At 57.7% G+C, this 13,707-nt stretch carries 7 protein-coding genes; 5 read left to right on the top strand and 2 right to left on the bottom strand.

The window, feature by feature from the left end; genetic code table 11:
* Positions 1 to 506: 506 nt before the first annotated feature.
* Positions 507 to 2,048 carry a CoA-acylating methylmalonate-semialdehyde dehydrogenase gene (locus AB4Y89_RS22950; protein WP_442303273.1) on the bottom strand — a complete coding sequence of 514 codons (1,542 nt, stop codon included), beginning with the start codon at positions 2,046 to 2,048 and terminating at the stop codon, positions 507 to 509.
* 116 nt (positions 2,049 to 2,164) lie between these two features.
* Here AB4Y89_RS22950 and AB4Y89_RS22945 point away from each other — a divergent pair, with 116 nt between their 5' ends.
* The 3 genes from AB4Y89_RS22945 to AB4Y89_RS22935 all read left to right on the top strand — a co-directional run bounded on the left by AB4Y89_RS22945 (position 2,165) and on the right by AB4Y89_RS22935 (position 6,703).
* Positions 2,165 to 4,561 (top strand): tetratricopeptide repeat protein, encoded by a 2,397-nt coding sequence (locus AB4Y89_RS22945; RefSeq protein ID WP_442303272.1) that lies wholly within the window; start codon positions 2,165 to 2,167, stop codon positions 4,559 to 4,561.
* A 410-nt stretch (positions 4,562 to 4,971) separates the two neighbouring features.
* A complete protein-coding gene (locus AB4Y89_RS22940; protein WP_442303271.1) occupies positions 4,972 to 6,057 on the top strand; it encodes a PAS domain-containing sensor histidine kinase in 1,086 nt (361 codons plus the stop codon).
* On the top strand, positions 6,050 to 6,703 hold the full coding sequence (locus tag AB4Y89_RS22935) for a response regulator (protein ID WP_442303270.1): 654 nt from the start codon (positions 6,050 to 6,052) through the stop codon (positions 6,701 to 6,703). The genes AB4Y89_RS22940 and AB4Y89_RS22935 overlap by 8 nt, the downstream gene beginning before the upstream one ends.
* A 312-nt stretch (positions 6,704 to 7,015) precedes the next feature.
* On the opposite strand, the gene AB4Y89_RS22930 is transcribed toward AB4Y89_RS22935, so the two are convergent.
* Positions 7,016 to 8,479 (bottom strand): amidohydrolase family protein, encoded by a 1,464-nt coding sequence (locus tag AB4Y89_RS22930; protein ID WP_442303269.1) that lies wholly within the window; start codon positions 8,477 to 8,479, stop codon positions 7,016 to 7,018.
* Positions 8,480 to 8,715: 236 nt separating this feature from the next.
* Here AB4Y89_RS22930 and AB4Y89_RS22925 point away from each other — a divergent pair, with 236 nt between their 5' ends.
* The gene (locus AB4Y89_RS22925; protein ID WP_442303268.1) at positions 8,716 to 12,270 is read left to right on the top strand and encodes a TonB-dependent receptor domain-containing protein; all 3,555 of its coding nucleotides are present in this window, start codon (positions 8,716 to 8,718) and stop codon (positions 12,268 to 12,270) included.
* A gap of 56 nt (positions 12,271 to 12,326) precedes the next feature.
* The gene (locus AB4Y89_RS22920) at positions 12,327 to 13,352 is read left to right on the top strand and encodes an acetamidase/formamidase family protein (RefSeq protein WP_442303267.1); all 1,026 of its coding nucleotides are present in this window, start codon (positions 12,327 to 12,329) and stop codon (positions 13,350 to 13,352) included.
* Positions 13,353 to 13,707: the final 355 nt, after the last annotated feature.

Here is a 13,707-nt window from a genome sequence, read left to right as displayed (position 1 = left end):
CCAGCCTGGGGCAACGCCCCAGGTCTCGGATCGTTAAGAGGTCTGAGGGCTGAAGGCCCGATCTATAATCCTCATGCCAAATGGCTGAAGGAGCCCCTCTGGAGAGGAAAGCCCAACTTCTTTGGACGGTAAGCGGTGGACTAAAGTCCACCGCTCCCATCTGTTCTCGCATTAGAGCATTTCTCCTGTTGTTGGTATCCCGGGAGAAGTGTGCAGTGGCGTTTTCATTGCGGAAAGCGCCCGTAGATGCACAAGCCCTGCACTAGACCTACAGGAAAAATACTCTAACGTGAATCTGTCTTTACTGCAGAGTTATAGCGGGCCTTCAGCCCTTTAACATCGTGTGGGCACTGAGACCTGGGGCGTTGCCCCAGGCTGGTATAGAGCGCGCCTTCAGCGCTTATAGCGCCTGCCCAAAAGACCGTGGAACACCCCAGCCAGCGAAGCTGCCCACGGCTCCCACCGATTCGAGCTGGGCTCGAATACATCTGAATTGTTGCTGCACTTCAACCCAACGTAGGCATCTTCGTATCCACACCCTCACGAATGCCCGTTGGCCAGCGAGCGGTGACAGTCTTCAGCCGCGTATAAAAACGAACACCTTCCATCCCATAGATAGAGTGATCGCCGAATAGAGACCGCTTCCATCCACCGAAGCTGTGGAATGCCATCGGCACCGGGATCGGAATATTGATGCCCACCATGCCCGCCTGCACCGAACGCGCAAACTCGCGAGCCGTGTCGCCGTCGCGCGTGAAGATGGAGGTGCCATTGCCGAACTCGTGTTCATTGATCAGCTCCAGCGCTGTCTTGAAGTTGCTGGCGCGCACCAGCCCAAGCACCGGTCCGAAGATCTCATCCTTGTAGATGTTCATCTCCGGCTTTACGTGGTCGAAGATCGTAGCTCCCATGAAGAAGCCTTCGCCCTTGGGCAGCGCGCTCTTCCGCCCGTCCACGACTAACTCGGCGCCTTCCTTGGCTCCCGTATCGAGATATCCGCTGACGCGCTCAAGATGAGCTTTGGTGACGAGTGGCCCCATATCGGCGTTGCGGTCGGTACCGGGAAGCACCTTGAGGTTTTCGATGCGTTCGACGATCTTGTCACGCAGGACGTCGGCCGTCTCATGACCGACAGTTACGGCAATCGAGATGGCCATGCAGCGCTCACCGGCAGATCCATAGGCTGCGCCCACCAGGGCATCGGCTGCCTGATCCATATCGGCATCTGGCATAACGATCATGTGGTTCTTTGCTCCGCCCAGAGCCTGCACGCGCTTTCCGTGCGAGGTTCCCTTGGTGTAGACGTACTGTGCGATCGGTGTCGATCCGACAAAGCTGATTGCTTTGACGTCAGGATGCTCCAGCAATCCATCGACGGATTCCTTATCCCCATGCAGCACGTTGAAGACACCGTCCGGAAGTCCGGCTTCTTTGAGCAGCTCGGCAATCCGGATAGAGGCACTGGGATCGCGTTCACTTGGCTTCAGAATGAACGTATTTCCGCATGCCAGCGCGATCGGAAACATCCACATGGGAACCATGGCAGGAAAGTTGAAGGGAGTAATGCCGGCGACCACGCCCAGCGGCTGCCGCATGGACCAGCTATCCACATCGGAGCCCACCATCTCAGAGAACTCGCCCTTGATCAGGTGCGGAATGCCGGTGGCAAATTCGATCACCTCCATGCCGCGGGTCGCTTCTCCCTTAGCGTCCGAGAGCACCTTCCCATGCTCCGAGGTGATGATCTCGGCAAACCGGTCCATGTTCTTCTCGAAGAGCTCGCGGAAGCGGAAGAGCACGCGTGCCCGCCGCAGCGGAGGCTGTGCCGACCAGCCCGGGAAGGCCTCCCGCGCTGCAGCAACGGCTGCTTCCAGCTCCTGCCGGTTCGCCAGCGGAACTTTGGCCTGTACATGGCCTGTCGCCGGGTTATACACGTCGCCGAAACGGCCGGATGTGCCTGCCCGCTCTGCTCCGCCAATCCAATGTGTAATCTCGCGCAGCCCAGTTGGGACGGCTGTATGATCGGGTGCGATCGCTGTGGATGCCATTGCTGAACCTCGATTCGTCGGGGAAAGCATACCCCCTTGACGTGTGCAGCCACCATACAAATTTCCATGCAGAATAGTCAAACGACAATGCATAATACGCAATACGGTGAAATCTGGTGAATCCGCGATCCTTCTTTCGGTTTGAGCACTCACGGTGGCGAATTGCCGCTGCAGGGCTCGCCCTCCTGGCGGGGGCAGCCGGAATCCTGCTGTCCCGCGCAGCCTCTTCCCGCGACCATCAGCAGTATGCCAACGGCTATGTGGCCCCGCAGAGCTGTAACCGCTGCCACGCCAAGATTGCAGAGACATACAGTCAGACCGGCATGGGACGATCATTCCATCGGGTCTCGCTGCAGACTGAAGCTGCAGATTTCAAAGCTCGAAACAACGTGATCCACCAGTCTTCCGGAAAGCGGTACGAGATGGTGCAGCAGGATGGAGCTTTCTACCTGCGAAGAAGCGTACTCAATCAGGATCCAGGGCAGGAAATTGAGAACTATACCCAGCGCATGGACTACGCGATCGGCTCCGGAAACCATGCCCGCACCTATCTTCATCGCACAACGGATGGAAAACTCATCGAGCTGCCGGTGAGCTGGTACACCGAACTGGGCGGCTACTGGGCGATGAGTCCCGGTTACGATCAGGCCGCACAGATGGATGTCCATCGTGCCATCGGGAAAGATTGCATGTTCTGCCACAATGGCTATCCCTCGTCAGACCCCGGCAGCGGAAGTCTGTCTGATGGAGCCATCTTTGCGGAGCAGCTTCCAGAGGGGATCGACTGCCAGCGTTGCCATGGTCCCGGAGCGGCGCACGTCAAAGCAGCCAGCGCCTGGTTTGCGAATAAGGAGAAGGTGCGCTCCACTATCGTGAATCCGGCCCACCTGCCGCGTGAGCGCCAGATGGATGTGTGCCGCCAGTGCCACCTGGAGACGACAAGCCTTCCTCTGCCGAATGGAATTCGTCGCTATGACCGCACCGCATACTCCTTCAAGCCTGGAGAGCCGCTGCAGGACTTTGAGATCGCCTTCGACCACGCGCCGGGCTCAGAGTTGAAGGACCGATTCGAGGTAGCCCATCAGGCATATCGGCTGCAGAAGTCGAAGTGCTATCTGAAGAGCGATATGACCTGCATCACCTGTCATAACCCCCACCGTCCGCAGCGCGGAGAAGCCGGAGCCGCGCAATATCGCGCCGTCTGCCTGGGCTGCCATCAGGCCGAACATCCGAGGCTCGCGACAGCAACGGTGACTCGAGACTCCGATTGCCTTGGTTGCCACATGGGGAAGCGCCGGACCGAAGATGCTGTCCATGTTGTGATGACCGACCACTTTATCCAGCGTTATAAGCCGAAGGGCGATCTGCTGGCGCCAATTCAAGAGACGATTCCTGCGTACCAGGGAGAGGTTGCCGCGTATGATCCGCGGCTACTCTCGGAGATGCCCGAAGGCAACCTGTACTATGCCGTCGCGCAGGTCGCCGCAGGTTCCAACCTCAAGCAGGGAATTCCTCTGTTACAGCACGCCCTGGAAGTAAAGAAGCCACAATACGCCGGTTTCTATTTTGCGTTGGCGGCAGCTCAGGCAAGGGCAGGGAACGACGCTGAAGCGATCCACTGGTATGACGAGGCGATCAAACAGCCCGATCATACGCCGGCAATGCTGCGGGAGCAGGCGGCTGCGCTCGCCCGGTTGCACCAGCTACCGCAAGCGTTGCAGGTTGCCGGAAACGCCATCGACGCAGCCCCGAACGATGCTGTCGCCTACACCACGTTGGGAAACATCCAGCTTCAGGCGGGGAACGTGCAGCAGGCGCAGCAAGCTCTCGATCATGCCTTGTCGCTGGACCCCGAGATGGCCGACGCACAGAACCTGATGGGGTTAACCTATACGCGGCTTTCGAAACCGGATGATGCGGCACGCAGTCTTCGGAAGGCATTACAAATCGATCCTGGTCTGACCGAGGCAAAGATTAATCTCGCGGTGCTGCTCGCCGACCGGGGCGATATGGAAAAGGCGGAAGCAGCCATGCAATCGCTTTTGCGCACGAACCCGGAGTCGGCGGATCTCCATCATCGTTACGCCCTGGTGCTGGCTTCGAGCAAGCAGTGGGCGAAGGCAGCGGAGCAGATGCAGCAGGCCATTCACATCGAGCCGCGCTCCGCGATCCAATATGCCGACCTTGGAGACATCTTCGTCGCTGCAGGTAAGATCGATGCCGCAGCCGCGCCGTATCGCCAAGCCATCGCTCTCGACGCTCGCCAGCTGAAGGCGCATCTCGGACTTGCATCCATCCTCATGGCCCAGAACAAATCCACCGCTGCGGAGGACGAATATCGGCTTGCCGCGGCAGCCAGCCCGCAAAACGGAGAGGTCCACCTGGCGCTCGCAGACCTTGCGCTTCGCAGAGGCTCTCCGGGGGAGGCCAGGCAACAGCTCGAGCTGGCATTAAAGAGCGACGATCCATCCGCCCGGCAGATGGCGTACCGTTTGCTCTCAGGGCAACGGTGAAAGATCGGTAGAACAAGTTGGATTCGAATTACAGGAATGTGATATATCAGATGTTAATCGGTCAATTTCTCCAGGAACGCGCCCGCTGAGCGTCACGCACCTGGGCAGTTGTATCGGCAGTTTTCGCTTCTATTTCGAACAATTTTAGGCGCTCGTTGCGGTTAGGAACGATCCGGGCAAACATCATCGATGCCCAGGGAGAGCTACATCCGTATCGCACTTTATTTCGAGATGCTAAAGAACCTGATCCCTGTTCCTTACGGGCCGCTCTGCCGGCAGCGAGACTCAGAAACACTCACTGAGCCAGAGGAGCAAATCTCCATCGTGGATCTACCGTAAGAGGACTCACTGGAGTCCTTTAGCAGATTGAAAACACGCATCACCCTGATCCTGACTTTCGAGAGGGCAGCATGAGTGAGTGTGATTGGCTTTATTTGGCGGAACATGTATCTCCAGTCTTTGAGGCAACGACGACGGGCGCACACCTGAGAGCTTTGTTTGAAGACAGCCCGGTAGCGATCGTTGCTCTCGACGCACGGCATGACTTTGTCATGTGCAACCGTGCATTCCAAACGCTCTTTCAGTTCTCGACCGAGGAACTGCACGCAACCACTCTGGATGAGCTCATCACCGAGCCGGATACGACGGAGGATGCGCAGGCCTTGAGCATGGCCGTTCTGCGCGGGGAAAAGGTCCATACGGTTGCGCATCGGCGCCGCAAGGACGGCATGATGGTCGACGTCGAGATCTATGGGATTCCGTTGATCGTCGATGGAGTGCTCGAAGGTGTCTATGGCCTGTATCAGGACATCACAGAGCGAAACCGCGCCGAGAATGCGGTGCGGCGGATGGCAAATACCATCGACACGCTGCAGCTGGAAGAGCGCCGCAGAATCGCGCGCGATTTGCATGACTCCATGTCCCAGGAGCTGGCGGTTCTGAACTGGAATCTGACGCTGCTCAAGGGGATGACAGCAAACGCCGATCCTGTTCTCCGCGACATGGTCGCACAGACGAAGGAGATTGCATTGCAATGTTCGTCGCGCATCCGCACGGCATCGTACCTGCTGCATCCTCCTCTCCTCGGCGAAGAGGGACTCTACCCGGTGATCGAACGACTTTCGAAAGAGTTTGAGGTGCGAAGTGGAATCGTAGTCGACCTCAACCTTCAGTTCGATCTGGGCCGATTCTCCGATGCGGTAGAGATCACCGTCTTCCGCGTGGTGCAGGAGGCATTGGCGAACGTCCTTCGCCACTCCGGCAGTCCCATCGTGCACGTCACTCTCGCAAGAATCGGCGAATCTCTCATCCTCACCGTCTTCGACGAAGGCAAGCGGTACCACTGTGAAGTCAATGGAGCCCTTCCCGCCGGCGTAGGGTTGAGCAGCATGAGCGAGCGGCTGGAACAACTCGGCGGCTCGCTGCGTCTGGAGCGCAGTGCGAATGGCACGACCTTGATTGCATCCTTACCTGCGGAGGCACGAACCAATGGATAACCTGCGGATCCTGATTGCAGACGATCATGAACTCATCCGTCGCGGTGTGCGGAATCTTCTGGCAGCTCGGGAGGGGTGGAACGTAATCGCGGAAGCCGCCAATGGGCTTGAGGCAGCAGAGAAGATCGAGCAACTACGGCCCGACATTGCGATTGTGGATTTCTCCATGCCGCTGCTGGATGGCTCCGCGGTGGCGTCACGATCGGCGCAGTGTTCTCCGAAGACCTCCGTTATCGTTCTGACGATGCACGATTCTGAGCGCATCGCATATCAGGTGTTGAAATCGGGAGCGAAGGGCTTTGTTCTGAAATCCGATGCAGACCACAATCTGATCGAAGCCGTCAGCGCCGTATCAAGAAGCGAGCACTTCTTCACCAAGACGGCTACTAATCTTCTGATGCGCGGCTTTCTGAGCAAGAACGGAACGGAGAAGACATCCGCAAAAACAGAGCCTTCTCTCTCCGCGCGTGAAGAGCAGGTGCTATGTCTACTTGCCGAAGGTACGACGAGTAAAGAGGCCGCCGCCAGGCTCGGCATCAGTGTGCGTACGGTGGAATCACACCGCATCCGCATCAACCGGAAGCTGGGGCTGGACTCCATCGCCGACCTGGTGCGTTACGCTATCCGGCATGGGTATGCTTCTTAGAGCGCAGCTATCTGGGCTGTCATCCTGAACAAAGTGAAGGACCTGCTTTGTTGCATTTGTCCCCGCCGGGGTGCCCCACCCTCGCAACGCTAGGGTGGGCGAGGATTACCCCAAATTCCTAACAACACACAAACCCAATATGTCGATACTCCCTAAGACGACAAGGAATGCCTGGGTAACTCGCTGTTATTTTCGAAGTTCGTGGCTCCTTGCCCACCCTAGCGTTGCGAGGGTGGGGCACCCGATGGGGACAAGTGTTCTAAGGTCGCGCGAGCGCGACTGCCCACTGAAAACTCCAACACAGACGGCACATCAGTACTGCCCGTAACGGCCTTTGACTGAATCGAGAAGTTTCCCGGAGTCGTACGCCGTACCGTCTTTCAATACGATTTCGACGTTCTCGATATCGGTGATGTTCTTCGAGGGATCTCCCTTGACGATCATCAGGTCCGCATCCTTCCCAGTCTCGATAGACCCAATGTGTTCACTCTCCCCCAGATAGATCGCGCCATTCAGCGTCGCGATTCTGATGGCTTCGATGGGAGTGAAGTGGTCGTCGTTCACCAGCAACTCCACCTCATGCTGATCTCCAAAGCCGGGAAGTGTGGCTCCGTTCCCGGTCGGATCAAGGCCGGCCATCAGAAATCCGCCTGCTTCGACAAACTTATGCTCCAGCGCTGTCGCGTTCTTATAGTTCTTCACCTGGCGCCGTGTGAGCTCGGTCTCAGGCGCGGTGCTGCGCCGATCGCGGCCATACAGATAGGCTTCGAGCGCCTGCGGCGTGAGTGTTGCCAGTGCCTTTGGCCGCAGCGCGGGCTTTCCAGGAAGTCCGGCTTCGAAGACCGGCAGCGTGCTTGTGATCGCTACGTGGTGGGCGACGAGTAGCTTGATCAGCTCCGCCGCCTCTGGGCTTTCAGGAGTCATCTTCGCAAGCGTGGCTGCACCTGTCTCCCGCGAACATGTGTCGAGCTTTTTCTCCGGATCGAGCTGGGTATTTACAAAGAAACCATGCTCCAGGTTGTCGATGCCGAGCTCCGCGGCCTCCGGGTAGCTGACTGAGCAGAGGTGTCCCGTAACCTTCAGGTGCAGCGCGTGTGCTGTTTCAATGGCCGCCTGCAGCTCGGCGCGCGTGATGTGCATATACGCCTTGAAGTTATTTGCGCCCTGACTCGCCCAGAACTTCACAAACTCTCTGGCATCTTCGGGGCCTGTGAGTGTGTGCATCTGCATGAAGATATCGCTCACTCCCTGCAGGTACGGTGCCGTCGGTTCCACATGAGGGCCGATCATGCGTCCGCTGTCGACCAGCTTGCGAAGATTGATATCCGCAAACGGTTCCACGGAGCCCGCTGTCCGGATGGTCGTAACACCATTTGCCAGGTACATGCGCGGCGCGGAGAAGGTCATCTGCGGCAGCAGTGTAGGCCCCTCCGATCCCTGTGCATCGGTGTTCGGACGCTGCAGGTAATAGATATGGTCGTGCATCCCCACCAGGCCCGGAAGCACGGTGTAGCCAGCCAGATCAAAGACCTCTGCATTCGCCGGAACACTCACCGATGTTCCGATGGTCGTGATCTTCGTCCCTTCGATCACAACGGTCTGGTCGTCTTTCACGGCTGCGCCGGTGCCATCGATCACGCGTACGTGCTGCAGCACCTTGGTCGCGGAGTTCTTCCCGTAGAGGTACCTCGATGCATCCACCGTCGTGGCTGGGCGCTGTGATAACGCGGGCAGAATCAGAAAGACAAACGATGCGGATGCTACGAACGTACGCATGAGGGAATAGCTCCGTGCTGTATAGGTGTTGCCACACTCTAACAAAAAATGGCGCTGTCATCCGTTCCGCATCCAGGAACGCATCTAGGAACGCATCCAAGGGAACATTCGATTGTTTTTCAGTGTTACGTAGAACTACGTAGCGTTAACACGATGTTTTTCCGTAATTAACCGAATTTCCAAAAAGCAATTGTTTCCGCACAATCAAAGTACCCAACGAAAAAAGAGGTTCTTCGATGAACTGGAAAAACTCCCTCAGGGGTGCTCTCCTTAGTGTCGCTGCAGGACTGTTGCTTACCCAGGCTATTGTGTCGCAAACGTCAACTACCGGAGCGATCCGTGGTACGGTGACTGATCCGACAGGTGCGGTGATTCCGAATGCCGCCGTGACCGTAACGTCGAACGCGACCTCGCAGGTTCGCGCGGTAAAGACCGACGGCGGTGGACAGTTTGCTGTCGGCCTGCTGCCGCCGGAGACCTATAGGGTCAGCATCACTGCGCCCGGGTTTAAGACACAAGTCGTTCCGCCCATTACCGTAATTGTGACGGAGACTGCTCGCGCCGACGCTCAGATGGTTGCCGGCAGTGAAGGGGAGACGGTAGAGGTCAGCACAACTCCCGCCCCGCTGCAGGTAGAGAATGCCACCCTGGGAACCGTCGTTGATGGCGCCACCATTCGCGAAGTCCCTCTTACCAATCGGAACTACACGCAGGTGTTGACGATGTCCGCTGGAGTGGCTGGAGATGTCAACAATGCCGCGACCCTGGGCAAGGGCACGCAGGATGTCTACGTGAACGGCGCCAGCAGCATCAGCAACAACTTCCATATGGACGGCGCCGATATCAACAACTTCGGCTCCGGCCGCGCCGGTGACTTCGTGCAGCAGGCCGGCATCGCCGTTCCGAACCCTGATTCGCTGCAGGAGTTCAAGATCCAGACGACGAACTACGATGCTGGTTTCGGCCGCGATGCCGGCGCGAACGTCGATGTCATTACCAAGTCGGGTAGCAACACCCTGCATGGATCGGCATGGGAGTTTCTCCGTAACGATGTGTTGAACGCGAACGACACCTTCCTGAAGATGAATGGCCAGAAGCGCGCCGTCATGAAGCAGAACCAGTTCGGTGGCACGCTGGGCGGGCCCATCCTGAAGGACAAGCTCTTTCTCTTCGGTTCCTACCAGGGAACACGGCAGGTGAACGGCCTCAGCGCGGGCTCGCTGGTTACCAATACACTCTTTCCGCTGACCAACGATCGTACTGCCGGAGCCATCGGTCGTGCCGCGTGTCCCAATGGAAATGCGCGGTGGCATCCGTTCAATGGCGGCAACTACAGCAATACGGGTTCGCAGACGGAAGTTGCCTGCGATGGCAGCAACATCAACCCAGTGGCCCTGAATCTGCTGAATCAGAAGATCGCAAACGGTACCTATCTGATTCCGACGCCGCAGCGCATGTCGACCGATGCCAACGGAAACCCGGTAGGCTTTTCCACCTTCAGCCTGCCATCCCACTACAGCGAAGATCAGTTCATGGTGAACACCGACTATGTCCTGTCGGAAAAGCACACCCTTGCAGAACGCTACTTCTACTCGAACCAGCCCCAGGACAAGCCCTTCAGTAGCACCTCGAATACTCCTGGCAACGGTGTGACGCCGAAGTTCAACAGCCAGGTCGCAGTCCTTAAACTGACCTCGGCGTTGAATGCGCACCTGCTCAACGAGGGGCTCGTCGGTTATGTCCGCAACACTGGCAATCTGCAGACGCAGGCGAACCTGCACTTCGACCAGATCGGCATGACGGCTCCCAGCGATCCAGCATATCCGCTGACGCCGATCATGTCCGTGACGGGATACTTCAGCCTCGGTGGCGTCAACAACGACGTCTCCATGTCGGCAGTCAACACCTTTGAGATCAGCGACCAGATCAACTGGACGCATGGGAAGCAGAGCATTCGCGCCGGTTTCCTGGGAGAGAAGAACCAGTTCAACTTTGACGATCCGAACAACAAGCGTGGCTCTCTGAGTTTCCAGACCTTTCAGGACTTCGCGCTCGGTCTCAGTGCGGCACAGAATCACAGCTCTTACAGCAATGTGAACTCCAGCAGCAGCCAGCAGGGCAGCTACTACAAGGGCTACCGCGGCACTAGCCTGGCGATGTTCCTGCAGGACGATATCAAGCTGGCATCGAACCTCACTGTCAACGCCGGCGTTCGCTGGGAGATCAACAGTGGTATCAGCACCAACAAAGGTGTGTTGACCAGCTTCTGGCCGTCTCTGGTGACACCCTTCCAGCCGGTTCCTGTGAGTGGAACCTACCAGGGCTTTGTCGTCCCGGCAAATTCTTCTGCCAATCCTCCAGCGGGAGTAAAGCGTCTTGGAAGTATGAGCCTGGGAGAGAACGACCTGCCGCTGCATAACTTCGGTCCGCGTGTCGGCTTTGCCTGGCAGCCGCTGGGCGCCAGCTCGTCTACCGTAGTTCGCGGCGGCTACGGAGTCTTCTACACGCTGCCGAATGCAAATTCGGTCCTGCAGACACTGGGCAATCAGCCTTTCGTTAGCTCCTCCGGAACCATCAGCGGAACGGCGAATGCTATTGCTACCTTCCAGACACCGTTCACGACAAAGCTGACGCCTGGAGCCTGGCGTCCCCTCATGCCATACTCGTCTACCAACACCAGTGGCATGCCGGTAACGGCGGTCGCCCAGAACATCGACTCACCCTTCGTGCAGCAGTACAACCTCGACGTACAGAAGGAGCTTCCGAAAAACCTGGTGGCCGAAGTCGGATATGTCGGTACACGTGGCACCCGCCTTGCCGAATCGCGCGCGATCAACCGTGCCTATCTTGCCAGCCCCAGTAACCCGATCAACGGAGTCACAACCAACTCGCTCGACTCGGCGAACATCGCTGCCCGCGTTCCGTATCAGGGCGTCGCTCCTGGAGGCTTGAACCGGATCGAGACCTATGGCACCTCGATGTATCACAGCCTGCAGACCACGCTCCGGCGTCAGGTCAGCAAAGGTGTGTATGTGCAGGCAGCCTATACCTGGAGCAAGGTCATGACGACTGTGACCGGCGGCGACGGCGATAACGGAGTCTTTTCGGGCGGCAGCGGCAACAGTAACGATCCTAACAATCGCTACGCGCGTTATGGTCTTGCGGGCTATGACCGCACCCATCGCCTGGTGGTGACCTACTCGTGGCTGATCCCGGGATGGAAGAACGGCGGCAGCTTTGCTCGTGTAGCGACCAGCGGATGGAAGTTCTCTGGAGTCTCCACTTTTCAGTCCGGCAAGCCGCTCACCTTTACCGACACGCGTAACGGAACGGCGTATCGCACCGCGAGCCGCGCTCAGTTCATCGCCGGAAAGGGAAATGACGATGTTCTCAACACCCAGGGAGGCACTATGCTGAATCGGGTAAAGACCAACACTTATCTGAACACGGGCCTGAATGGCAGCGCGGCACAACCGTGGACCGTCTCTCCGGCAGTTCCTTATAGCGTGAAGGTCGGCGGCGTGGATGCCACCGAGTACGGCAACAGCGGAATCGGCATTGTTCGCGGTCCCGGGAATGACAACTGGGATATGACTCTATCGAAGGAAACCAGAGTAGGCGGCTTGCATGAGGACGGCACGCTGGTCTTCCGCACAGAGTTCTTCAATGTCTGGAACCATCCGCAGTACGCCAACCCGTCCACGACGGTGGGCGCCGCGAGCTACTCTCAGATCACGGCCTCCGCAGTGGCGCCGCGTCTGATCCAGTTCGCACTGAAGTATCAGTTCTAACCAATACCCCTTCCTGGAAGGGAAGGGGTATTTTCTAACGCAGGTCAGGAGATGCAATGCGCAGGTGTACGTTGTTGGCGGCAATCGTTCCTTTGGCTTTTCTTCCGGCATTCGGTCAGCAGACCGTGACCGTCAAAGCAACCTCAAAGACCGTCTCGTGGGGTTACTACGGCAGCATGCATCCGGCCGCAACCGTCCATAGCGGAGACACGGTCGTGATGCAGACTCTTTCCACCTGTGGTCCGGCCGACAGGCTGATTGCGCGCGGCGTCAAGCGCGAAGACATTCCTGCATACAACGATGAGGTCTATCAGAACTATCCGGCGGCCGAGAAAGGACCGGGTGGCCACATTCTTACCGGGCCCGTAGAGATTGCCGAAGCGGAGCCGGGCGATGTGCTCGAAGTACAGATCCTCAAGGTGGATATCGATGCGAACTTCGCCTGCAATGGCTTTGGGCTGCATCGTGGCTTTCTGCCGATGGAGTTCCCCTTCAGTCGCAACCGGATCATTCCGCTGGACCGCGAGAAGATGATCGGTCACTTCGCACCGGGCATCGACATCCCGCTTCATCCGTTCTTCGGAAGCATGGGCGTCGCCGGAGCAGGCGGGAAGGTCGGCAGTACTGAGCCGTTCGCCCATGCGGGCAACATGGATAACAAGGAACTCGTTGCCGGAACCACGCTTTACATTCCCGTTGCGGCCAAGGGCGCCATGTTCGAAGCTGGGGACGGGCACGCAGGCCAGGGAAACGGCGAAGTCGATATCACCGCAATGGAGACCTTCCTGACCGGAACCTTCCGGTTCGTCGTTCATAAGAAGAAGCAGATGAACTGGCCGCGCGCGGAGACGCCAACCCACTACATCACGATGGGGTTCAGCCCCGATCTGAAAGAAGCCACGGAGCACGCCCTGCGCGACATGATCGACTTTCTGGTCGAGGAAAAACACATGAAGCGTGACGATGCCTACATGCTCTCCAGCGTCGCTGTCGATCTCGATATCACCGAACTGGTCGACGGAAACGTTGGTGTCCACGCAATGTGCCCTAAAAACATCTTTACCGACTCCGGAACGAAGTAGCTGTGCCATCGGGAACAAACGGGACCGGCAGATGCCGGTCCCGTTTGCTTTGTAATTGCGACGTATAGGTATCCCCTAAGGTCGTTCCAGAGAATAAATAAACCGGGTGGGAGCAGCGGGCTTCAGCCCGCTGATAAAGGCATAAAAAGTAAATGGGCTTTAGCCCTGGGCCTTTTTCCTAAGGGACAGAGAAGGCCCAGGGCTAAAGAGTCTGTGTGAGTACTTGCTTTTCGGGGTTATTTATACGAGAAGAGAGTATGTCACGGTATTTGCCCTATTCGCCGGAGCAAGGGTACCTGGTGCCGCCTCGAGTGGATGAAGTTCTGAGTGCGGATCATCTGTGTTTTTTCGTTCA

Origin of the sequence: Terriglobus sp. 2YAB30_2 (genome assembly GCF_052114765.1) — a bacterium.
GTDB lineage: Bacteria > Acidobacteriota > Terriglobia > Terriglobales > Acidobacteriaceae > Terriglobus.
Note: the sequence above shows the minus strand (reverse complement) of the source record. Positions and strands in the feature narration are given on the sequence as shown.